This is a genomic window from Salmonella sp. SAL4457, assembly GCF_046548235.1.
GTDB classification, from domain to species: domain Bacteria; phylum Pseudomonadota; class Gammaproteobacteria; order Enterobacterales; family Enterobacteriaceae; genus Salmonella; species Salmonella enterica.
In genome coordinates this window covers 204343-227423 of sequence record NZ_JBGDZO010000005.1, presented here as the reverse complement: position 1 = coordinate 227423, position 23081 = coordinate 204343, and the positions used below count along the sequence as shown (strand labels likewise).

Genomic DNA, 23081 nt, shown 5'->3' with positions numbered 1-23081 from the left:
AGACAAATTGCAAAATGTGATCTATCGCACACTTTGCCACTCAGGTATCGAAGCGAATGTCTACGCTTAATAGACAGCCGGGCAACACCCGTATCTTTTACGACGCAAGCCGGAGGTCCTTGTCATTATGCTCAACCAGAAATTAAACCCCACGCCTTCTGAAGATCTGACTATTGATGTCGATCTGCTTTATGAAACAGACCCGTGCGAGTTAAAGCTGGATGAAATGATCGAGGCGGAACCGGAGCCGGAGATGATCGAGGGGCTTCCCGCCTCTGACGCCCTGACCCCTGCCGATCGGTATCTCGAACTGTTCGAGCATGTACAGTCAACAAAACTGTTTCCAGACAGTAAAACGTTCCCGGACTGCGCGCCGAAGATGGACCCGCTTGATATCCTGATCCGCTACCGTAAGGTCAGACGCCACCGTGATTTTGACTTACGCCGCTTCGTCGAGAACCATTTCTGGCTACCGGAAACCTTATCCAGCGAGTATGTCTCTAATCCCGAAAACTCGCTCAAAGAACATATTGACCAGCTTTGGCCGATACTGACGCGCGAACCGCAGGATCATATTCCGTGGTCTTCGCTGCTGGCGCTGCCGCAATCCTATATCGTGCCGGGAGGCCGTTTTAGCGAAACCTATTATTGGGACTCTTATTTTACCATGCTGGGTCTGGCGGAAAGCGGGCGCGAAGACTTACTTAAATGTATGGCGGATAATTTCGCCTGGATGATTGAAAACTATGGCCATATTCCCAACGGCAACCGGACCTATTATCTGAGCCGCTCGCAGCCGCCGGTTTTCGCCCTGATGGTTGAACTATTCGAAGAAGATGGCGTACGCGGCGCGCGGCGTTATCTCGACCATCTCAAAATGGAATACGCCTTCTGGATGGACGGCGCCGAATCGCTGGCGCTCAACCAGGCTTATCGCCACGTTGTGCGGATGCCGGACGGTTCCCTGCTGAACCGCTACTGGGACGATCGCGACACGCCGCGCGACGAGTCCTGGCTGGAAGATGTCGAAACCGCAAAACATTCCGGTCGTCCGCCCAATGAAGTCTACCGGGATTTGCGCGCCGGGGCGGCGTCCGGCTGGGACTATTCTTCACGCTGGCTACGCGATGCGGGCCGGCTTGCCAGCATACGTACGACCCAGTTTATCCCTATCGATTTGAACGCTTTTCTGTATAAACTGGAGAGCGCTATCGCCAATATTTCAGCGCTGAAAGGCGAACGTGACACCGAGGCGCTATTTCGTCAGAAAGCCAGCGACCGACGCGCCGCCGTGAACCATTATCTGTGGGATGATGAAAACGGCTGTTATCGGGACTATGACTGGCGACGCGAAGAAATGGCGCTCTTTTCCGCTGCCAGTATCGTGCCGCTGTATGTCGGTATGGCGAACCATGAGCAGGCCGACCGTCTGGCAAATGTGGTACGCAGCCGTCTGTTAACGCCCGGCGGGATTATGGCGACCGAATACGAAACCGGCGAACAGTGGGATAAACCGAACGGCTGGGCACCGCTGCAATGGATGGCGATCCAGGGCTTCAAACGGTATGGCGACGATATGCTGGGCGATGAAATCGCCCATAACTGGTTAAAAACGGTGAACCATTTTTATCAGGAGCACCATAAACTGATCGAGAAATACCATATTTCCGGCGGTACGCCCCGCGAAGGCGGCGGGGGCGAGTATCCGCTACAGGACGGGTTCGGCTGGACCAATGGCGTGGTGCGCCGCCTGATTGGCCTTTACGGAGAGCCTTAACCTGCTCCGGCCTCAGTGAATCGCATCATAAATGGCTGACTGAATTTTCAGCCATTTTTTATTGTCTGCGCTGGGCCGGGCCTGAGCGCGCAGTCGGGCCTGCTCCGTATCGTGCTGCTGGCGCGTCACAACAGCCGGAACGGTGCAAAACGTTTGCAAATAGGTTTTATGCATCGCGGTCAGCGGCGCGCCGCTCGACATGTCATGACTTAACGTTGTGATAAATCGTCGGCAGGGTTTGACCTCATCCATCAGCGCGGGATAACGCAACAACAGTTGCAGCACCTCGGTATGTCCTGCCGCAAACGCCTGCTCCGTCCACGCGAGCTGCCAGTTCATTCCGCCCTGGAGGAACAGCGCCGTCACCCGCGTATCATTGCGCTCTATCGCCGCCCGCATGGTAAACGCATCCCAGGTAATCCCCATATGATTGAGCGTTTCCCGCGCGGAAGGCGCCTCGCGCGGCGGTTCATCCTGCGCCATTGCGGGAGCTTGCCCGTTATCGGAGCCTGGCGACGACGAACTAAATAGCCAGAACGCGCCCGCCAGTATCGCCAGCGTCATGACGCCAACCCCGGCCCACAAAGTGCCGGAAATAAGTTGCTCACGCTCTTCAGGCGTACGCGGAGGCCGCTTACGCGGTGGTTCTATGCTCTCGCTAATCTCATGCTTATCTCCCCCGGCCTGCCGATCTTTAAGCCGCGCGGTTTCCCAGAACTGGCGCAATTCACGTTCATCCGCCAGCAGAAACGAAGCGGGATTCACGCGAGTACGTTTTTCGGCATAGGCGCGCTGGATGGGCCGAACGATTTGCTGATACTGAACGTTTAGCAGCATAAGCTGCGCTGAGGTGAGCGGCTGCCTGGCGATAACCTCGTTTCGCGCGAGGCGGCAATCATCCAGAAACATACGCAGGGTGGTGCGCGACTCGGCGAACAGCGTTAACGCTGAGGCGTCATTAAAAATTCTGACGTAATGACGGGCAAACAATTTTTTATCGACCACCATAAGCGCCAGTTCGCTGAACAACATGCCCTCCAGCGCATGTTGATCTTCTCCCTGTTTTAACCACTGGCGCAAACGGTCCGGGCCAAAATGTTGCTTGAGGTAGTGATTCAGCGACGCCCGATCCGGCCATGCGCGCGCAATAAGCGCTTTTAACGTCAGTTCTATCGCCCGAAGCTGACGCTGCGCCTCAAGATGCGCCTCCTGGTCGGGGTCTTCCAGCTCAGTTTGATACGTCAGTAGCGGCTGCTGCTGACGTAGATGTTCCAGCGAGGTGACAAAACGCAACGCGGCAAGGAGTTGATTTTCGCTCACCTCTTGCCCGCTGTCATACTGGGGAACATGCTGCTGAAGGTGACGCAGTTGCAGCATAAACTGGCTCAACTGCGCGTCATTTATCCGCAATTTTTTCGCCACCGCGCCCCAACCGCCCAGGTTAAGACGCGCCTGCTCAAGTTGTTCCATGAACCACCGGGGCTCTTTTCCCTCTGTGGTATGAATACCCAGCAGCAGCAGGATTTCTATTGATGCCTGGCGGATAATCCCCAGGCTATGTTCAAAAGGCGCGCGTGTCGCCTGCGAAGCGCTATTCGTCATTATCTTCCCTAAAAAGACGATCCCGCGACGAGATCTTCGTTTTCTTTTAATTATGTTTTTTCATAGATATAACAGATTTAGCCACATTTCAGTGACTTAATCTTAATGATTGCAAATTTATAAGAAGATCGGTTACTAACCGAAAACATCAGTTTTTCATTCTGTCAACGCGGCGTGACGCTGAACGGCATAGACCTTTTCCCTGCCTGCGTTTGGCCGTCTGACCGCTAGCCACGCGTGCAGCACACTTTATAATCGCGCTTTTTATGAGAAAGATGCCATGCCGCACATTTCATCTCGCTTTAGCTCCGCCTGCATCGCGTTTATTAAACAGTGGCAGGGTCTGTCGCTGGAAAAGTATCGCGATCGGCAGGGTAACTGGGTGATTGGTTACGGGCATATGTTGACGCCGGATGAGACGCTGACGTTCATTACGCCCGAACAGGCGGAGGCATTCTTGCTGGATGACCTCAATAGCTGCGATATGCTGCTACAGAATTGTTTGCCGGAACTTAACGATCGGTTTCAACGCGAAACGCTTATTGCGCTGATGTTCAGCATCGGACATCAGCGTTTTTTATCATTAATCAATACGGGTGATATTTCACAGCCAGAAATAAGCGGGCTGCGAATTTAACGTCGCTAATTCGATTCATTTAACATCATGGCGGCCTGGGTACGATTTTTTACATCCAGCCGCCGGTAAAGCGACTCCAGATGCGCTTTAACCGTCCCGGTACTAATATTTAACGCCCGCCCAATTTGTTTATTTGATTCTCCTGCGGCAAGCATCTGTAAAATTTCCCGCTGGCGGGCGCTTAACGCTTTTATATCACGGGACTCCAGCTCCGTTGAATTTAACCAATCCCCCGGTAAAAACATCATCCCGCGAGCGACAGCATTGAGCGCAAGGACAAAGGTTTCGGCATCAGAATCGCGTGGCACCACGGCCTGAACGTTAAATTGCATGACTTCATGCAGCCACTTTTGACTGCCATCCATCGCCGTGATAATAATCTTCACCTCCGGAAATTGCTGCGCGATTCTTTGTAACACCTCGCGGCAAAATTCAGCATCCAGGCCGCTATCCAGCATGACCAGCGCATCCGGCGCGCTTTCTATTTTTTGCCAGAGTTCTTCTGCCTGACCGACACTCTGGATACTTATTCCTGGAATGTGCTGCTGCAAACTGATTTTCATTCCATGAATAAATATTGACTGCCTGTCAAACATGATTACCTGCATTACTTTTCTCCACCTGGGTAAGATAATAGTCTCAAGATGAGGAAGGGTATTACCCGTAGGGTAAAATAAGAAGTCGCCATTTGGTATAGGCCATTTTACCGATAGTCATTGGTTGAGGAAGGGAAAGGTTATGAATATTTACAGCTTCAACATCGGGATTACAGAATTCGCTAAAATTAGCCTTTTAAAGTAAGGAATATCTTATTAGCGCGAACAGCCAAGGCTAATTTGAATATTAATTTAATAAAGAGTACGCCTGGCGCGTCACAAAGGAAATATCTGCTTTTCACCTGATGTGTTACAAAAAATAAAGTAGCACATTTTGTTAAAAAATTAATCAATCCGCCTAAAAACCGCGACGATGGGTCAATGACAATACCGTGTATGTACATGCATTTCTCTGCCCCACTACACCCGCTGTTATCGGCGTGTTTTACCGCCCTCGTCCCGTTTATCGGCTTTTTGGCGCTAAAAGCCTGGCCGGAAGGCGATAAATCCGCCGCGCAACGCAATCAGACGTATTCGTCACGCGAGCAATGATTGCGAAAGGGCTTATTAGATGCTAGAAAATCAATAAAACCAGCCGCTTCAGCGTCACTGTTTCAATAAGAACAATAATAGAGCCTGATGATGGATAAAATATATGCAATGAAATTGTTTGTACGCGTGGCGGAACGGGAAAGTTTTTCCCGTGCAGCAGAGGATATCGGCCTTCCCAAAGGCAGCGTCTCACGGCAAATACAAGCGTTAGAACATCAACTGGGCATCCGCCTGCTCCACCGCACCACCCGGCGGGTACAGCTTACTCAGGACGGAATGGTTTACTACGAACGGGCAAAAGATCTGTTGAGTAACCTGGATGAACTGGAGGGTCTTTTCCAGCCTGATCCCGCCAGTATCAGCGGCAAAATACGGGTAGATATACCGCCATGTCTCGCAAACAGCCTTATCATGCCGCGCCTGCCCACTTTTTTGCATCAGTATCCCGGCATTGCGCTGGAACTTTGTAGTAGCGATCGACAGGTCGATTTACTACGGGAAGATTTCGACTGTGTGGTGCGTACAGAGCCGCTACATGCGCCGGGGATACTGACGCGCCCGCTTGGCAAACTGAGAAGGGTGAACTGCGCCAGCCCACAATACCTGGCGCGCTTTGGGTATCCAGAAAACCTTGACGACCTCGCCTCACATGCGATGGTGCATTATTCATTGACCCCGGGAGTCTCTTCACCGGGTTTTGCCTTCGAAACGCCCCACGGTATGCAGTGGGTAAAAACCGGCGGAATGCTAACGGTAAACAGTACGGAGACCTGGCATACGGCCTGTCTGGCAGGATTAGGGATCATTCAGACGCCGCGCATTGCTGTACGGGAGGCGTTACGCGCCGGAACGCTCATTGAAATTTTACCGCAATATCGCGCCGCTCCACTGCCGGTGACGCTGCATTATCCCCATCGCCGTAATCTTTCCCGCCGGGTACACCTGTTTATGGTATGGCTGACTGAAACCATTAAAGAGGCCGCAGAGTAGCCGCATTTTCAGCATCCACCGGGGAGAAGCTATACTGACATATTCTATTAATGATGAAGGACTACCGACCTGATGACGCAGGAAAATGACGTAAAACGCCCTATTCAGGAACTGGAGCACGATCCGATACAAAAAATAGAAACGCAGCCGCATGACGCCCCGGAAAAAAACGAAAAGGCAAATCAGGCGTTGCATTCCGTCACCACCCTGATGCAAAAAATTCAGCGTCAACCGATGGTGGCCCACCTCATTCGCGCGACCGAACGTTTTAACGATCGACTGGGTAATCAGTTTGGCGCGGCTATCACCTACTTTTCGTTTCTGTCGATGATCCCGATAATGATGGTGTCCTTTGCCGCGGCAGGTTTTATCCTCGCCTCGCACCCTAATCTACTGGAAGATATTTTCAGCAAGATATTGATGAATGTGAGCGATCCTACGCTGGCGTCCACGCTTAAAAATACGATTAATACGGCGGTTCAACAGCGTACCACGGTAGGGCTGGTCGGACTGGGTATCGCGCTCTATTCCGGCGTTAACTGGATGGGCAACCTGCGGGAAGCGATTCGCGCCCAGTCACGGGACGTCTGGGAGCGCAAGCCGCAGGATCAGGAGAAAATCTGGCTCAAATATCTGCGCGATTTTATCTCGCTGATTGGATTATTAATCGCTTTAATCATTACGCTGTCCATTACTTCCATCGCCGGTTCCGCCCAGCAGATGATCATCTCCGCCTTGTATCTCGACAGCATCGAATGGTTAAAACCGGCCTGGCATTTGATCGGTCTGGCCATCTCTATTTTTGCCAACTATCTACTTTTTTTCTGGATTTTCTGGCGACTGCCTCGCCATCGTCCCCGTAAAAAAGCGTTGATTCGCGGGACATTTATCGCCGCTATCGGTTTTGAGGTGATTAAAATCATTATGACTTATACGCTGCCGTCACTGGTGAAATCGCCTTCCGGCGCGGCGTTTGGCTCCGTACTCGGTCTGATGGCCTTCTTCTACTTTTTTGCCCGCCTGACGTTATTCTGCGCGGCCTGGATAGCCACCGCCGAATATAAGGACGACCCGCGAATGCCGGGTAAAACGCAACGCTAGTCTGCGGCTTGCTGCCGAATGGCACGCACGGCGTCGTCATTCGGCCTACTGCTGTGTGGACCCAGGCCGGGTATGTAAAGCGTACCCGGCGGTACAATCAGGCACGTCCTTCCGCCTCATCTCATTGTTTCAGCATATAAATCCAGTAATTAACTTTTATTTAACCTGAAACCAGTTTTATCCACCAATTCTAAAATTATGTGAAGCATTTCATAGACGCAAAATGGCTGGCTTAAACATTATCCCCTTTTTGCGCTTTTTTTGACCATTTTTGGCTTTTGTTACACATTGAAATATAACTTTTGCTGTGCGTAATATGGCTATTCGTTCGCTAAAAATAAGAAAATAGTATGCAAGCAACCGCCACAACACTCGACCATGAGCAGGAACATGTTCCGGTAAACTCACGCAATAAAGTCGTTATTGCCTCGCTTATCGGCACCGCGATTGAGTTCTTCGACTTCTATATTTACGCCACCGCAGCGGTGATCGTGTTCCCCCTTATCTTCTTCCCCCAGGGCGATCCCACTGCGGCAACGCTACAATCGCTCGCCACCTTCGCTATCGCGTTTGTGGCGCGTCCGATTGGCTCTGCGCTATTCGGTCACTTCGGCGACCGGGTAGGCCGCAAAGTCACGCTGGTGGCTTCGCTGCTGACGATGGGGATCTCCACGGTCATTATCGGTCTGTTACCGGGCTACGCGACGATAGGTATTTTCGCGCCGCTGCTGCTGGCGCTGGCGCGTTTCGGTCAGGGACTGGGGCTGGGCGGCGAATGGGGCGGCGCAGCGTTATTAGCGACGGAGAATGCGCCGCCGCGTAAACGCGCGCTGTATGGCTCCTTCCCGCAGTTGGGCGCGCCGATCGGCTTCTTCTTTGCCAATGGCACCTTCCTGTTGCTCTCCTGGCTGCTGACCGACGAGCAGTTTATGAGCTGGGGCTGGCGCGTGCCGTTTATCTTCTCGGCGGTGCTGGTGATTATCGGCCTGTATGTGCGCGTGTCGCTGCATGAAACGCCGGTGTTTGCGAAAGTTGCCGCAGCGAAAAAACAGGTAAAAATACCGCTGGGCACGTTGCTGACGAAGCATGTCCGCGTAACCATTCTCGGCACGTTTATTATGCTGGCGACCTACACGCTGTTCTATATCATGACCGTCTATTCCATGACTTACAGCACTGCCGCCGCGCCGGTGGGGCTTGGCTTGCCGCGCAATGAAATACTGTGGATGCTGATGATGGCGGTGATTGGTTTCGGCGTGATGGTGCCCGTCGCCGGCCTGCTGGCGGACGCATTTGGTCGTCGGAAAAGCATGGTCATCATTACCACGCTCATCATTCTCTTCGCGTTGTTCGCCTTTACCCCGCTGCTGGGTTCAGGCAATCCAGCGCTGGTATTCGTGTTCCTGTTGTTAGGTCTGAGCCTGATGGGGCTGACCTTCGGCCCAATGGGAGCGCTGCTGCCGGAGCTATTTCCGACGGAAGTACGCTATACCGGCGCATCGTTTTCCTACAATGTGTCATCGATTCTGGGCGCTTCCGTCGCGCCGTATATTGCCGCATGGCTGCAAAGCCACTACGGGCTGGCGGCGGTAGGGGTTTACCTGGCGTCAATGGCGGCGCTGACGCTGATTGCACTGCTGTTAACCCATGAGACGCGTCATCAGGCGTTGTAATAGGGCGCCGGATGGCATCATCCGGCGCTACGTTTCACGTTACTGCTTCATCTGCGTTAAAATCGTCCGGCACTGATTGGCTTCGCCTTCAGAGGGCGAAATGAGCGCCAATAGCGCGGCGGCGGGCGTTACCAACGTCGCCAGCGCTGCCGCAACCGCGCCGCGCGCAATCAGCGGGCCGGGCTTGACGCCCGCCTGCGGATTTTTAAATGTCCCGCGCACGTACAGCGGCGATCGCAGCGTAATAATACGAATCCCCTTACTTTCCGGATCAATGGTTAAATCGAGCTGTTCAGAGGCGAAGCTCGCCGTACCGGTCACGTTAATCAACGCATTTTCTGTATCAAAAGCAAAAATTTGCGGTCGCGCCACGCCGTTCGCAATATTGAGATTCGCCGCCGCGCAGTTAACCCGCACTTCGTCATCGCCAAAAATCTGCCCGACAATATAGTTGCCGACGTTCAGCCCCACGATTTCCATCAGGTTGCGGCTAATCAATCCATCATTCATCAATAATTTGAGATTGCCGTTACTGTTGCCAAGCAGCGCGGCGACCGAGTTGCCCGTTCCGCGAATATCCGCATCGCCGTTCAGCTCGCCCAGCGTTTTCTGCATCAGCTCCACATCCGGCATCAGTTCTTTAAGCTTCAGCCGACGCGCCTGTATATCCGCCCGCCCCTGCATTGGCTTTTTATCCCCTTCCAGATGGATGTTGGAGACAATACTGCCGCCTGCCAGACCAAACTTCAGCGGCTGTAGACGTAAGTCGGCGTTTTTCAGGATGATATGGGTCGAAAGATCGCTAATCGGTAGACTGCCGCCATGCTCAATACGCCGGCCTTTAAACCGGACATCGGCGTCCATGACGTCCCATTTGTCGGTTTCAAAGCGATCGTAAGGCAACACTTTATCCGCCGGCTGAACATTCTTCTCGCCTTTGCGCTGTTCAGACCGTTTCGACTGCTCAGCGTCTTTCCCGGAATCCACGCCAATCAGCGGCCCAAGATCGGCCAGGCGTAACTGGCGCGATTCGACATCGCCTTCCAGTTTAGGGCGCGGTTTACCGGTGGTATAAGTGAGGGAGCCGTGGATATCACTGTCGCCAATGCGCCCGTTAAAACCGCGATAATCAAATACTGATGACTTTTCGGCGTCAATTTTCGCCACCAATCGCCCATCGGTCTCAAACGGCGGCGTATCCGGCAGCAGCACGCCGGTTAAATCATATAAATCGCCCAGTGAATCGCCAGAGAATTTAAGCCGCAGATCGACGCCGCCCATTTTCATCGGTTCGTTCACCACGCCGCTAAAAGCCACCCGCGTATTACCAGAGCGGAAATCGGCCTGCACAGGAAAAGGCGTACTTTCGCTGCGTAGCGCCAGCATACCGCCTATTTTCCCCGTACCGGTCAACGGTTCCCCGTTATAACGCCCCTGCGCCTTCAGGCCGAAGACATAGTCGCCCACGGTGGATTTGTCTGCTTTGCCTTTCGTTCCCGTCACTTCGCTGAACGGCAACGGTTTGCCTAACGGATCGACCAGAATAGTGATATCCGCTTTACTGACCTTATCATCGATCGCGATTCGCCCCTGGTCGAAGAGAATATTATCCAGCCGGAAGGACCAGGCGGAAGGTTTAGCATTGGGGTCCGTATTCTTGTCTTGCGTGAGGTTAAAGGTCCAGTTATTGGTTTTCTCGGACAGACGAATAAGACGCGCGTCGGGTTTCACCAGTTTGATCCACGGCAGCCAGACGGTTTTGGTCAGGAGCGCCAGCGGGGCAAGCGTCGCCTCAACGCGTGGCAGATGCACCATCGTAACTTCCGGAATATCCGGCGGATTGCCGAGAATGACGTCTTCCGCGTGAACATGCGGCCACGGTACCCAGCTTCGCCAGCCGGTCTCCTGTTTTTGGCGTTCCCACACCACGCCTAAATCGCCGCGAATAGCGAAAGGCCGGTTCAATTCGGTAGAGACTTTCTGGTTGATGGTCGGTTTGAGGCGGTTCCAGTCAAATGTTGCGATCAACAAAATCACTATGGCGATCAACAACAAGAAAGTCCCTGTGATGGCGGCGGTTATTTTGCCTGCTTTAGTCATGTGTTATTTCCTCACTTCTTCCCTTGCCTGTCCTAAAGATAGTTCAGCCAGACGAAAAAGGAGGATGACCGCGCCTCGTAATACCACGTATTACGGGAACAGTCTGGCGTTACAGGGTCAGAATCACCTCTTCGAGCGATATCAGCGGCACGGGTCGAGAAAGAAAATAGCCCTGGGCGGCAAAGGCGGGCGAACGCTGCACATCACGCCACTCTTCCAGCGTCTCCACGCCCTCGACAATAACGCCGCGGCAGTAGCGGTTCATCAGTTGCAGCAGCAGAATGAACAGGTTGCGCCCCTCCGCGGACTGACGCAGCATGACGAATAGCTCGCGCGCCACTTTAATGTAGTCATAACGCACTTCGCTCAGCGCTGAAAAATTGGCCATGCCTGTACCAAAATCATCCAGCCACAGCGGGCCGAACTCACACATCGAGGCGAAAGAGGAGTCTTTCGGCAAACGAATATGTTCCACCAGTTCGAAACGCAGCCAGGGTAAGCGCTCCATCGCGGCCAGAATGTCCGGCTGTCGTCGCATGGCAATCAGCGTAGGGCCGTCGACATTGACTGATGCCAATAAGTGATGGCGAGTGAAAAAATCCGCTTTTTGTTCAAGCTGATGAAGTTGTTCTTTCACTACGTCAATGCGGTGTCGAACCGCTAACTCCGCGAAATAACGATCCGGGGCAATACGTCTGGAAGGGTTATCAGGATGAGTGACGACAGTGAGAAGTTCAACCGCCATCAGACGGCCATCCGTCTGGTATATCGGCTGGTAAGTATAGGCACGCTCGCATTGCAGCCAATAGCGCCGTTCCTGCAAATTCTCTATACCTGCATCAGGAACGCGTAGCTGCTGGATAACCTGCTTTATCATCTCAGTTGTCCTGTTAATGGGAGTGTGACTGTCCGGACTCGTCAAAGGTTATCGGCGTTCAGGCAGAGAACTTTACCCTCGGTCCCTGGCAAAATAAAAACAGCCCCCGAAACTTGTCAAAAATACGCACTTGCTCAAAAAAATAATGGACCGATGTTTTAATATTATTGACCACTAAACATCCACAGCGCACACTAACGCTAATTTTTACAGATCAGGTTCACGACTATGTCTAAAAAGATTGCCGTGATTGGCGAATGCATGATTGAGCTGTCGCAGAAAGGCGCTGATGTTCAGCGCGGCTTCGGCGGCGACACGCTGAATACCTCCGTTTATATTGCCCGTCAGGTCGATTCTGCCGCTCTGGCCGTTCACTATGTGACGGCGCTGGGTACCGACAGTTTCAGCCAACAGATGCTGGAGGCGTGGCAGCATGAAAATGTGGATACCTCGCTAACGCAGCGGATGGAAAATCGCCTACCAGGCCTCTATTACATCGAAACCGATGACACTGGCGAGCGTACCTTCTACTACTGGCGTAACGAAGCGGCAGCGAAATTCTGGCTGGAGAGCGAGCAGTCAGCGGCTATCTGCAAGGCGCTGGCGACCTTCGATTATCTCTACCTGAGCGGCATTAGCCTCGCGATTTTAAGCCCGACCAGCCGTGATAAGCTGCTGTCTTTATTGCGTGAATGCCGGGCCAACGGCGGGAAAGTCATTTTTGATAATAACTATCGCCCGCGTTTATGGACAAGTCGCGAAGAAACGCAGCAGGTCTATCAAAAGATGCTGGAATGTACTGATATCGCTTTCCTGACACTGGACGATGAAGACGCGCTATGGGGTCAGCAACCGGTGGAAGAGGTCATTGCCCGCACCCATGCGGCAGGCGTGCAGGAAGTGGTGGTAAAACGCGGGGCGGACTCTTGCCTGGTCTCAATTCAGGGCGAGGCGCTCATTGACGTTCCGGCAGTAAAACTGCCGAAAGAGAAAGTGATAGACACCACTGCCGCAGGCGACTCCTTCAGCGCCGGTTATCTGGCCGTTCGTTTGACGGGCGGCAGCGCGACGGATGCCGCGAAGCGCGGACACCTGACGGCCAGCACGGTGATTCAGTACCGTGGGGCCATTATTCCGCACGACGCGATGCCGCAGTAAGTCATTCGCTCTTGCCCGGTGGCGCTGCGCTTACCGGGCCGACAGGCGGCAGCTTACTGTGCCGCCGGTGTCTCCGTCACTTCCGGATGCGCCTCATCTGCTTCAACAGCGGCGGCAGTAGTCGGGACCATGATTTCATCCCACGTCGCCTTTAACGCCTTCATATTAAATTCCGGCTCGCCTTGCGGTTGCAGCAAAATTAATGCCATCTCCTGCGATAGCTGCTGACGTAGATTCTGATTGAGCATATCGACGGTCAGGCTGTTGAGGAAATTCTGGCGCAGCTTCTGATACTGCTCCGGCGCGATATCCACCACTTGATTCTGCAGCGAGCGCATACGCTGTCCAGTCAAAATGTCAGTATCGGTACGCGCGTAGGTCGCGAACAGCTTTTGCAATTCGAGATTTTTCTGCGCCACCAGCGCAGTAAACTCCTCTTCCGACAAACCTTTATCGCGTACTTTCGCCAGTTCATTCGCCACCAGGCTCAAATTGGTATTGAGCTTATCATTAGGTGATTCAATGTTGATGGCGCACTGCGCGCGCAGAAACAGAACCCGGCAGTCAAACCCCAGACCAATATCTTTCGCGTTATTTTTAGTAAGCTCTTGCTGGATATGCCAGAACAGCGCTTCGCGCGCCAGATCCGCCTGCCAGTAGCGCAACAGCGCCGCCGACTCGCGAATCGGTTGCCACGGCGTATCCCACATAATGGAGAGACGATCCTGGCGCACCGCATCGGTCATAATGCTCACTGATTCCGCCCGCAGCGGCGAAAGCGTCGGCACCGGGGCGGGCGTTTCGCGTTTACCTTTCAGCGTACCGAACGTTTTATTGATCTGCTCGGCGACGGAGCGCGCATCAATGTTGCCGACAACAATCAGCGTCATGGCATCCGGGGTGTACCATTTTTCATAGAAAGCCTGAATTTTGGCTGCGTCTACCGGCTGCTTTAACGGTTCCGCGGGATCGTGCCCCAATAACGCCGACCCTTTCAGCCGATAACGCCACCAGCCCTCTTTCGTATCTGCTGGCCACGTCGCAACCATATCTTCGCTGCTTAACGCATGATTCACCGTCTCTGGCGTAATGGTTAATTTACCGGAGACGTTAGCCAGATAGGTCAGCGCTTCTTTCAGCAGATCGTTACGGTTATTGGGTAAACTGAGGTTATAGAGCGTGGAATCATAAGAAACAATAACGGGCGGCATGGGACGTTTCGGATCAAACCCTTGCTGCCATAAAGAACGTGCCTGTGCGGCATCCAGACCACCGCTTTGCGTCAGCGCGATACGGGGAATCGCATGGCTGAACCCGCTCTGTTGCGTACTTTCGGTGAGCGAACCGGTATTAACCTGGAGACGAACTTCAATACGATCGCTGGGGCGCTGAGGCGTAGCCAACACTTGCCACTGTAACCCATTAGCCAGCGTCCCCTGTTGCCATGCCGGATCGGGCTGGAGCGCATCTGCCTGCACATAGCCGGCAGAGGCCAACATCAACAGACTGCCCGCTAAGAGTCGAATTTTTGTGCCCTGCATGTGAACCCCTGATCAACAATCCTGGTAATAAAAAGACAGCCCCGGCAGGGATGCCTGAATATGACGTAAAAACACTTCGTGTTAGACCGCGAGAACCTAAAAATGTCACGGAAGAAGTGAAATAATCCCTAAGCATCATGCTGTATGCTTTGGGCGCAGGGGTCAATTATGCGCAAACACCCGCAGTCCTGGAAGGGACTACGGGCATAAGTGGCGAGATTAGGAGGAAATTTCGTGCGTTTTGCCATCCGGCGCACGATTATTAAGCACATCGTCCAGCTTTTGGTGATCTAACTCTTTCACCCATTTGGCAACCACCACCGTCGCCACGCCGTTACCCACCAGGTTAGTCAGCGCGCGCGCTTCGGACATAAAGCGGTCGATACCGAGGATTAACGCCAGTCCCGCCACCGGCAAATGGCCTACGGCGGAGATAGTGGCCGCCAGCACAATAAAGCCGCTTCCGGTCACGCCCGCGGCGCCTTTTGACGATAGCAGCAGCACGACCAGCAGCGTTATCTGGTGGAAGATATCCATATGGCTGTTGGTCGCCTGGGCGATAAACACCGCCGCCATCGTCAGGTAAATAGAGGTGCCATCAAGGTTGAACGAATACCCCGTCGGGATCACCAGCCCCACCACCGATTTACGGCACCCCAGTTTTTCCATCTTATCGAGCATACGCGGCAACGCTGACTCGGAAGAGGAGGTGCCGAGCACAATGAGTAATTCTTCCCGGATATAGCGAATAAATTTAAAAATGCTAAAGCCCGTTACCCGTGCAATCGTCCCCAGCACCACCACCACGAAGAGAATACAGGTGATATAGAAGCAGATAATGAGCTGCCCCAGTTGCACCAGAGAACCGACGCCGTATTTACCGATGGTGAAGGCCATCGCGCCGAATGCGCCAATCGGCGCCAGGCGCATGATCATATTGATGATGCCGAAAATGACCTGCGAAAAACTCTCAATCACATTGAAAATGAGCTGGCCTTTGCTGCCCAAACGGTGCAGCGCAAAACCAAACAACACCGCAAACAGTAAGACCTGCAGAATGTTGCCGCTGGCAAACGCGCCGATCACGCTGCCCGGTATGACATCCATCAGGAAGGCAATAATGCCCTGCTCCTTGGCTTGTGCGGCATAAACGGCCACCGCCTGCGCATCCAGCGTTGCCGGATCGACGTTCATCCCGGCGCCAGGTTGCACGACGTTGACGATGATAAGACCGATAATCAGCGCAATCGTACTGACAATTTCAAAGTAAAGCAGCGCGACCGCGCCGGTACGCCCCACCGCTTTCATGCTTTCCATGCCTGCGATGCCCGTCACGACTGTACAGAAAATGACAGGAGCGATGATCATCTTAATGAGCTTAACGAACGCGTCGCCAAGCGGTTTCATTTGTGCGCCCAGTTCAGGATAGTAATGGCCAAGGAGAATACCAATGGCGATTGCTGTCAGGACCTGAAAATAAAGACTTTTGAACAGAGAGGTTTTCATAGGGTGTCCTTGAAGTAAAAACCACAGGTCTTGTAAGGTTATGAGTAACCTGCGGCCTTAAAATAACACCCACACAACATGACAGAAATGCGCCAGGATCATAATTGAAACAAAAATGTTAAAAAGTTTGAGCTGGCTCGCACAAGCGCGACCTTTTTTAACTTTTGTAATCAGGATTTTCGTGCGACAGATACCGTTCTTCAAAGATATCCGCGGGAACGGGCCGAGCAAACAGGAAGCCTTGCGCGACGTTGACTCCAGCCTGTTCCAGCCACGCGCGTTGCGCCTCGTTCTCCACGCCCTCGGCAATCAATTGTAAATTAAGGCTGCGGGCCATCAGGATAATCGCCGTCACCATACTGTGATCATCCGGTAACCCATCGACAAACATTTTATCAATTTTAAGGATATCGACCGGTAGCGACTTCATATGCTGTAACTGGCGCAGCCCCGCGTAACCCATGCCAAAATCATCCAGTGCGATACGCACGCCAGCATTACGTAACGGACGTAAGATAGCGACGGCAGCGTGCGGATCGTCGATACGGCGGCTTTCAGTGACCTCAAGAATCAGCGTACCTGGTTGAATACGATAGCGGTTTAACAATTCCAGCAGCTCCGACACCATGCCAGGGTGCATGAGCTGTAACGCGGAAAGATTGACGGAGAGCGGCAATGTCACGCCGCGCTCCTGCCAGGCGGCAAGCTGGCGACAGGACTCTTCCAGCACCCAATGGCCCACCGTGACCATCAGGCCGCAGGATTCAATGCGCTCAATCAGCCCCTCCGGCAATTCCCAGCTACCGTCCGGCTGCTGCATACGTAACAAGGCTTCGGCGCTTAATACGTTGCCGCTGCGCATCTCGACCTGCGGCTGCAGCCAAATGGCAAACTGATGGTTATCCAGCGCGGTAAGGATATCGCTCTCTTCGGTAAGGCGCTGTTGAGCGGCCTCCATCTGCGCCGGGTCAAAGAACTGGATCTGATTTTTACCTTTTCGGCGCGCGGTAAACGCGGCGGAGACGGCGCGACCATAGAGCGCTTCGGCGGTCAGATCGCCATAATACATCGCAATGCCAATACTGCAGCTTGGGCGCAGTTGAATACCCTGGATGGGCAGTCGTTCATTAATGATAGTGAGTATTTGCTGACCTAATGTGATGGCGTGCCACGGCTCTTTGACGCCGTGAGCGATAATGGCGAAGTCATACCCGCTGACCTGCGTAAGCACCATGCGCGGCGCCAGCACCGACTTCAGCTTCTCAACCAGCGTCAGTAATAGAATCTCCCGCTGCGTTTCTTGCAGCACGCCTGCCGTGTCACGCAACGTTTCGCACGTCACGATGATAAGCGCGGTGGTTTGTTGGCGGGTGATAACCTGTTCCAGCAATGCCATTAAAAAGGCTTTATTGGGCAGCTCGGAAACCGGAAAACGCATCGCGTTGTCCGTTTGCTCCTCGCGTTGACGCTGCATAAGCTGCTGGTTGAGGTTATAGCTGCGCACCAGCATTCCAATTTCATCATCCTGATGCAGACGCGGCAACGCCAGCTGATGTCCGATCAGCTCCTGCTGCGGAATGTCGTTCAGCTCGCGGGCGATTTTGCGCAGCGGATGCACAATCAGGCGGTTTACGCACCAGGCGATGGCCACCGTCAGGATCAGCGATAAAAGTAAGTAAATGGTCACTAACGTAGAGAGCGCGCTCATGACGAACTTGTACATACGGTACGAATCCGCCTGCAATACAAGGTAGGCCAGCGGTTGCGGATTGGCGGGACGCTCCAGCGAATAAACCGGTAAAGAAATTTGTACCGGCAGTTCGAAGAGACGCGTCACCATAACCGGGACGGGGCGTTCAGGAATGAAGCGCTTACGCAACGCCTGGAACTGATTCGGCAATACCACATCGGCGCGACTCACCACGCCCGCAGGTTTAATACTTTCCAGAATGGTTTCCGCGCCGGGGAGATCCGCTTTTAAAATCGCGGAAGAAAGAGGTTCCCGAACAGAGCGCGCGATGCTTTCCAGTTGCGTAGCCGTGTTGTAGCGGTTCTGCTGTACCAGATGGAACAACAAAACGGTGCAAAAGACAAAAACAAACATCATGACAACGGCCGCAACCATTGCCATCTGTTTAATTGTTAACGAGCGGCTGACGCGCAAATTGACTCTCCCTGGATATCCCGGACTGCCGCCTGAGTATACCCGATTGCAGCGGCATTAAGAGAGGCTGTATCTGAAAAGGACTTTTCTGAATAACGGTTAATGATAGCGTCTGATGGCGCTGCGCTTCTCAGGCCTACGACGCCTGTCAATTCGTAGGCCTGACGCAATGATTACCAGTCAGCGTAAGGCACCAGAGGCTGCGGCGGTAAATCCATATCCCCCTGCCAGCCCGCCGCGGAATAACGGACATACAGCAGCAGATGACTGGGGGTATAGTCTTTCGCCTGCTGAATATCGACAGCCGTACCCACAAACCAGTTGGCAGTGACCCGGCGTTCAATGAGCGCCCGCGCGGTATAGCCAAATCCCTGGCTGCTGCCGCCGCCGTTGGTCTGGTCACGCGCATCCTCCTGATAATCTGCCGGGATCAAATTCATCAGCGGATAACGCGGCATGGTACGGTTGCGGGAGTGCGACCAGGATACCGAGCCGCCTAACTCCCACGACCAGTTTTCCGTACGCTGCCGCCACATCACCGGCACCGCAAACGACAGGTATTCCTGCGGGCTATAATAACCGCCCTGACCCAGTGAATAACCGCTCAGATCTTTGTCGTAATGCCAGATCATGTTATTCAGCCCGACGGTAACACGGCGGTTATTCTCGTTAATCACCTTATAGTAATAACCGGTCATCCAGCGCACGCGCCAGTTATCTTCCACATTTTTACCGCTCAACTGGTCGCCGCTGAGCGACGCCCAGACACCGTTTGCTTCGCCTTTATCATAGCTGAGACTGACGCCGCCGCCGTTGGCCCGCACGCCGCCCCATTTGGTGCCGGTATTGCTGCTGGCATCCTTTTGCCCGCCAAACGCCAGCAGCGAGCTGGAGATCGGGCGACGATGCGCGTTCAGGGTATAACCCAACGGCCCGATATCGTCGCTATAGCTGACGCCGCCGACCACATCAACGACATTAAAGCCCATCGGCGTCGTGCCGATATCCCAGCGCCAGGTCTCATTCTGCCAGCCGACCGCCACGCTCGCGCCCGTATCGGCCTGGCTACGATGTCCGCTGCATTTCTCCAGCGTACAGGTACCCCAGTTATTATCGTATTTTCCATCCGCATCCGTAGAGAAGCGGCCAACATCCATATTCACCATATCAGTACGAAAGAACGCCCGTCCGTCCGACCAGGGCGCATCCACCTGAAGCATCGTGGTATGCGCCTTCAGATCGGAGTAACCGCCAGTCCCGCTCGACCCCCAATAATCGTGCGCCAACGTGACATTGAGATCCTGCTGACGGTACAACTCCGCCGCATCGCTACGCACGCCGCGTTTTAGCCAGTCATCTTTTTCATCATTGCGCGTCAGGCGGGTAAAGGTATCGTTATCCTGGGGAAGAACCGGCGTAATCGCTGCGGCGACCATTGCCTCTTTGTAGGTCTCCAGCGCCCGCTGCGGCTCGCCCGTTTGCGCCTGAAAAGCGGCGGCGTCACGCAATACCATTGCGCTTTCCATTGATGGCGGCTGTGCTTTTGCCTGCGGCGTAATGCGGTTAAAGATCCGCGCCGCCGCCGTGATATCGCCAAGCTGGAGCTGCGCCAGCACGACGCGGCGCTGCATGTTAAGAGAGGTGATTTGCGACGCAGGCAGCGCCGCCAGTTGAGCGCGCGCCGCAGCGTTATCGCCCTGTGCGATGTCGATTTCCACCCGCCCCAGCATGGCATCGACATTACCCGGTTCCCGCGCCAGAACGGCGTCATAAGCGGCGCGGGCCGCCGCATTATCGCCACGCTGCTGCGCCCAGTCTGCCAACGTTAACGCAATGCGCGTAGAGGGCGGCTGCTGACGTAACAACGCTTCCGCTTCGCGTTCTTTGCCGCTATCGCGCAAGCGGTTAGCGCTTTCCAGCACCTGGTTACTTTGCAATCGGCCCGCCAGTTCCTGAATATTGCTGTTCCACTGGCTGGTCGGCAGGGTATTGAGATGCGCCAGCGCCGCCCGGTCCCGATCGCTGCCGGAAAGATAAAGCCCATAAGCATAGACCTGTTCCGGATCGTTTGGCTTCTGCTGCGCCAGAGAGCGCATTTGCGCATCGGCCTGGGCGTGCTGCCCGGCCTGCCACAGATCGCGTGACAGTCGATACGTTACCCACACGCTCCCCGGATCTAATGCCAGCCGGCGACGGTGCAGTTCTGCGGCCTGCGCCCATTTGCCCTCGCTTTCCAGCGTTTCCGCCTGCTGCGCCAGACGGTCATTTTCCAGACTGCGTTCGATATCGTCGATACTGCGCCGCTGGCTGGCGGAAAGAGAAGCGATAAACGCGGCGGCTTTTTGCGGCGACTGCTGGCGATAAAGATTCGCCAGCCCGCGTACAGCATTGGTATTACCGCTATCCATACGCAGCGTCTGCTGATAATAACGTTCGGCGGCGGCATTATCTTTGCGCGCCATCGCCACATCCCCCAGCCCCAGCACCGCGTAGCTGTCGGTGTTATCCACTGCTCGCGCCTGCTGATAGAAACGCTCCGCCTGGGCCAGATTATTCGCTTTTAAGGCCGCGTCGCCCTGCTGAATTAACAGCCAGTAGCGATTGACCTTCAGCAGACTCTCCCACTTATCGCGGCTGCTGCTGTGCGGCGCCATCGCCAGCGCCTTTTCAAACTGCGCGACGGCGCGGGCGCGATCGCCACGCTGTGAGTATGCCTGCCCCAGCGCGCCGACCGCCTCGCTGTCGTCCTGCCGGGCGCTCACCGCCTGCTGCAATTGCGCAATGGCCTTACCGCCTTCTCCGGCATTAACCGCCGCGATGCCCTGCGAGCGCGCGCGGAACGCCGGATCGGCTAACTGTTTTTGCTGCTCGCTAAGCTGGGCGCGGGCGGCAGACACGCTATCGCCTTCGCTAAACTGCGTCAGATAGTCTTGCAACGCTTTTACGCTGGCGTCGCTCACCGGGAGATCTTTTATCTGCTGGTACCAGATGGCGGAGGCCGCGCTGCGTCCCGTACTGGATTTCGCCATCTGTTTTAGCACCGCGAATCCCTCATCGCGCCGCCCGCTGGCGAACAACAGTTGCGCCAGCGCATTTTGCAGAGCGTTATTACCCGGACTGACGGCATTGATTTTCTGTAGCTGGTTAATCGCTTCGTGACGGCGGGCGGGCAATTTCGCCACGGTCGTCCAGTATTCGACCGCCAGTTCGCCCTCCGGCGGATAACCTTTAAACAGCTTGTCGTAGCTGGCGATCGCTTGTTCAGTATGGCCGGTCGTCGCCAGTAAACGCGCCTCCTGCAAAGACTGGCGTCCTTGCGGCGTGGAGAGCAGCATCGCGGTGCGGGAAGATTGATACGCCGTCGACTCCGGCGCCAGTTGCGCCAGCCGATCAAGTAGCTTCTGCGCCCCGTCGCTATCCCCCTGGCGCAACAGATAGCGGAAACGGGCGGCGATAACCTGTGGATCATTGGGGTCGATCAGCTCCAGGCGATAGAGCGACTGACGGACTAAGTCCTCACGGTGCGTGGCCTCGCCCAGCCGAACCTGCTCCAGCAACTGTTGCTGCGCGGAGGTCGCTGCGCCGGCAAGCGGTGTTAGCGCCATACCAAGCGATAAACCCAACAATGCCCGAGAAACGCCCCTTTTGCCAGGTAAGGCGTTTCGACCGCCAGCCGGCAAAAAAGCGTGCATGAGACTTAACGTGAACTTACGCATTCCTGGCCCCAGTCAGGTAATAATTCACCTTTGACGGTGAAGCGAAAACGGTGCTGATCCCAGCCTTGTCCAAAGAGAGTCAGCACATAGTTGTAATAGGCATCGCTGCCAGGAAAATGGTCTGCGACCCGCTGTCGCTGCACGGCCTGGGCGTCGCGATTTTGCAGGAAAGGCAGTAAAGCGGCGGAAAACCCGACCGGCCCCGTCCCTTGCGCATTCCCGCTGACGACATCCACTTTCTCCGGTGGAACGCCGTTTTTCATCGTTAACGTCGCCATCGGTTTAAATCGCGCCAGTAAACGCGCTTTTTGCGGATCGCCATCATGCATCATTCCCGCCCATAAATAGACGCGAATCGCATCGTAGCTACTGATCAGCGTCTTTTCCGCTTTCAACTGCCAGCCTTGCTTGCTTTCATAACGCACCCAGTCCGGCGAGAAACCTTTCGGCGCGGTTTCCAGCAAAAGCCGCAAATTGGTTTCCCGTAACGTCGACCACGGCGCGCCAAAACGGCTAAAGTATTGCGCCAACTGCGGCGGCAGATAGCTTGGGTTAAAACGCCAGCTATTCGCCTCGGCAAAGCCGATTTTGCCAGGTAGCAGCATTGAGCCCAGCCCCGGCACATTCACGACCTCTTCGCGGGCGATGCGTTTTAGCAACGCCGTGCCCACCTCGGTATAACGCGTCTCTTTCCACAGACGACCGGCCTCCAGCAGCGACCATGCCATCCAGATATCGCCGTCGGACGCGGAGTTGCTGTCCAGCACCGACCAGGTGTCGGGATCTTTTTGCCCCCACAGCCAGGCGGGCAGATGTTCACGCAACGATCCCTGCGCCAGATTGTTTTGCGTCCAGTTAAACAGTTGCGCGAACGCCGGTCGATCGTTCGCTGCCAGGGCAAAGAACATGGCGTAGCTTTGCCCTTCGGAGGTGGTAATTTTTCGCGCATTGCCCGGATCGATAACGCGTCCCTGCTGGCTAATGTAATCTTTCTTGAACTGTTCCCACGCAGGCCAGCTACAGGCTGCCTGCGCATTTATTGCCGTCAGCATGACGAGCATCGTTATCCATCCGCGCAGCATAGTCATCAT

Annotated in this window: 16 protein-coding genes; 7 read left to right on the top strand and 9 right to left on the bottom strand. The window is 54.5% G+C overall.

The window, feature by feature from the left end; all coding sequences use genetic code 11:
• Window positions 1-127 precede the first annotated feature (127 nt).
• On the top strand, window positions 128-1777 hold the full coding sequence (locus tag ACLJNW_RS17215; protein ID WP_000934257.1) for an alpha,alpha-trehalase: 1650 nt from the start codon (window positions 128-130) through the stop codon (window positions 1775-1777).
• 12 nt (window positions 1778-1789) lie between these two features.
• On the opposite strand, the gene ACLJNW_RS17210 is transcribed toward ACLJNW_RS17215, so the two are convergent.
• Window positions 1790-3379 carry an STY4199 family HEPN domain-containing protein gene (locus ACLJNW_RS17210; RefSeq protein WP_000185010.1) on the bottom strand — a complete coding sequence of 530 codons (1590 nt, stop codon included), beginning with the start codon at window positions 3377-3379 and terminating at the stop codon, window positions 1790-1792.
• Between the two features lie 280 nt (window positions 3380-3659).
• On the opposite strand from ACLJNW_RS17210, the gene ACLJNW_RS17205 reads away from it, so the two are divergent.
• A complete protein-coding gene (locus ACLJNW_RS17205; protein WP_001120252.1) occupies window positions 3660-4016 on the top strand; it encodes a glycoside hydrolase family protein in 357 nt (118 codons plus the stop codon).
• A 5-nt stretch (window positions 4017-4021) separates the two neighbouring features.
• Here the strand turns inward: ACLJNW_RS17205 and ACLJNW_RS17200 are convergent, their stop codons facing one another.
• Window positions 4022-4624, bottom strand: a complete 603-nt coding sequence (locus tag ACLJNW_RS17200; protein ID WP_001196081.1) for a response regulator transcription factor — start codon at window positions 4622-4624, stop codon at window positions 4022-4024.
• Window positions 4625-4993: 369 nt separating this feature from the next.
• Between ACLJNW_RS17200 and ACLJNW_RS17195 the strand changes: the two genes are divergently transcribed.
• The 4 genes from ACLJNW_RS17195 (at window position 4994) to ACLJNW_RS17180 (ending at window position 8928) form a co-directional block, all read left to right on the top strand.
• Window positions 4994-5164 (top strand): hypothetical protein, encoded by a 171-nt coding sequence (locus ACLJNW_RS17195; protein WP_153246886.1) that lies wholly within the window; start codon window positions 4994-4996, stop codon window positions 5162-5164.
• A 90-nt stretch (window positions 5165-5254) separates the two neighbouring features.
• Window positions 5255-6154, top strand: a complete 900-nt coding sequence (locus tag ACLJNW_RS17190) for a LysR family transcriptional regulator (RefSeq protein WP_000358042.1) — start codon at window positions 5255-5257, stop codon at window positions 6152-6154.
• 72 nt (window positions 6155-6226) lie between these two features.
• The gene (yhjD, locus tag ACLJNW_RS17185) at window positions 6227-7255 is read left to right on the top strand and encodes an inner membrane protein YhjD (protein ID WP_000191231.1); all 1029 of its coding nucleotides are present in this window, start codon (window positions 6227-6229) and stop codon (window positions 7253-7255) included.
• Window positions 7256-7605: 350 nt separating this feature from the next.
• Complete coding sequence (locus tag ACLJNW_RS17180) at window positions 7606-8928, top strand: MFS transporter (RefSeq protein ID WP_001148981.1); 1323 nt, start codon at window positions 7606-7608, stop codon at window positions 8926-8928.
• Between the two features lie 39 nt (window positions 8929-8967).
• Here the strand turns inward: ACLJNW_RS17180 and ACLJNW_RS17175 are convergent, their stop codons facing one another.
• Both ACLJNW_RS17175 and pdeH read right to left on the bottom strand, forming a co-directional pair.
• Entirely contained in the window at window positions 8968-11028 is a 2061-nt protein-coding gene (locus ACLJNW_RS17175) for an AsmA family protein (protein ID WP_000158685.1), read from the bottom strand.
• Window positions 11029-11137: 109 nt separating this feature from the next.
• Window positions 11138-11905: a cyclic-guanylate-specific phosphodiesterase gene (gene pdeH / locus ACLJNW_RS17170; protein WP_000595623.1), complete on the bottom strand. Its 768-nt coding sequence runs from the start codon at window positions 11903-11905 to the stop codon at window positions 11138-11140.
• Between the two features lie 228 nt (window positions 11906-12133).
• On the opposite strand from pdeH, the gene ACLJNW_RS17165 reads away from it, so the two are divergent.
• Window positions 12134-13063, top strand: a complete 930-nt coding sequence (locus ACLJNW_RS17165) for a sugar kinase (RefSeq protein WP_000037586.1) — start codon at window positions 12134-12136, stop codon at window positions 13061-13063.
• Between the two features lie 53 nt (window positions 13064-13116).
• Here ACLJNW_RS17165 and ACLJNW_RS17160 read toward each other — a convergent pair whose 3' ends face one another.
• The 5 genes from ACLJNW_RS17160 to bcsZ form a co-directional block, all read right to left on the bottom strand.
• On the bottom strand, window positions 13117-14604 hold the full coding sequence (locus ACLJNW_RS17160; RefSeq protein ID WP_001163182.1) for a M16 family metallopeptidase: 1488 nt from the start codon (window positions 14602-14604) through the stop codon (window positions 13117-13119).
• Window positions 14605-14823: 219 nt separating this feature from the next.
• Window positions 14824-16110: a C4-dicarboxylate transporter DctC gene (gene dctA, locus ACLJNW_RS17155; RefSeq protein WP_000858228.1), complete on the bottom strand. Its 1287-nt coding sequence runs from the start codon at window positions 16108-16110 to the stop codon at window positions 14824-14826.
• A gap of 157 nt (window positions 16111-16267) precedes the next feature.
• Window positions 16268-18274 (bottom strand): biofilm formation regulator HmsP, encoded by a 2007-nt coding sequence (gene hmsP, locus ACLJNW_RS17150; protein ID WP_023204138.1) that lies wholly within the window; start codon window positions 18272-18274, stop codon window positions 16268-16270.
• 173 nt (window positions 18275-18447) lie between these two features.
• On the bottom strand, window positions 18448-21990 hold the full coding sequence (bcsC, locus tag ACLJNW_RS17145) for a cellulose synthase complex outer membrane protein BcsC (RefSeq protein WP_023204139.1): 3543 nt from the start codon (window positions 21988-21990) through the stop codon (window positions 18448-18450).
• A complete protein-coding gene (bcsZ, locus tag ACLJNW_RS17140) occupies window positions 21972-23081 on the bottom strand; it encodes a cellulose synthase complex periplasmic endoglucanase BcsZ (protein ID WP_024146320.1) in 1110 nt (369 codons plus the stop codon). The genes bcsC and bcsZ overlap by 19 nt, the downstream gene beginning before the upstream one ends.

Bases quoted from the DNA above. Each gene is read 5' to 3' on its own strand.
- ACLJNW_RS17215 (WP_000934257.1), top strand. From the start codon at position 128: ATGCTCAACCAGAAATTAAACCCCACGCCTTCTGAAGATCTGACTATT.
- ACLJNW_RS17210 (WP_000185010.1), bottom strand. From the start codon at position 3,379: ATGACGAATAGCGCTTCGCAGGCGACACGCGCGCCTTTTGAACATAGC.
- ACLJNW_RS17205 (WP_001120252.1), top strand. From the start codon at position 3,660: ATGCCGCACATTTCATCTCGCTTTAGCTCCGCCTGCATCGCGTTTATT.
- ACLJNW_RS17200 (WP_001196081.1), bottom strand. From the start codon at position 4,624: ATGCAGGTAATCATGTTTGACAGGCAGTCAATATTTATTCATGGAATG.
- ACLJNW_RS17195 (WP_153246886.1), top strand. From the start codon at position 4,994: ATGACAATACCGTGTATGTACATGCATTTCTCTGCCCCACTACACCCG.
- ACLJNW_RS17190 (WP_000358042.1), top strand. From the start codon at position 5,255: ATGGATAAAATATATGCAATGAAATTGTTTGTACGCGTGGCGGAACGG.
- yhjD (WP_000191231.1), top strand. From the start codon at position 6,227: ATGACGCAGGAAAATGACGTAAAACGCCCTATTCAGGAACTGGAGCAC.
- ACLJNW_RS17180 (WP_001148981.1), top strand. From the start codon at position 7,606: ATGCAAGCAACCGCCACAACACTCGACCATGAGCAGGAACATGTTCCG.
- ACLJNW_RS17175 (WP_000158685.1), bottom strand. From the start codon at position 11,028: ATGACTAAAGCAGGCAAAATAACCGCCGCCATCACAGGGACTTTCTTG.
- pdeH (WP_000595623.1), bottom strand. From the start codon at position 11,905: ATGATAAAGCAGGTTATCCAGCAGCTACGCGTTCCTGATGCAGGTATA.
- ACLJNW_RS17165 (WP_000037586.1), top strand. From the start codon at position 12,134: ATGTCTAAAAAGATTGCCGTGATTGGCGAATGCATGATTGAGCTGTCG.
- ACLJNW_RS17160 (WP_001163182.1), bottom strand. From the start codon at position 14,604: ATGCAGGGCACAAAAATTCGACTCTTAGCGGGCAGTCTGTTGATGTTG.
- dctA (WP_000858228.1), bottom strand. From the start codon at position 16,110: ATGAAAACCTCTCTGTTCAAAAGTCTTTATTTTCAGGTCCTGACAGCA.
- bcsC (WP_023204139.1), bottom strand. From the start codon at position 21,990: ATGCGTAAGTTCACGTTAAGTCTCATGCACGCTTTTTTGCCGGCTGGC.
- bcsZ (WP_024146320.1), bottom strand. From the start codon at position 23,081: ATGATGACTATGCTGCGCGGATGGATAACGATGCTCGTCATGCTGACG.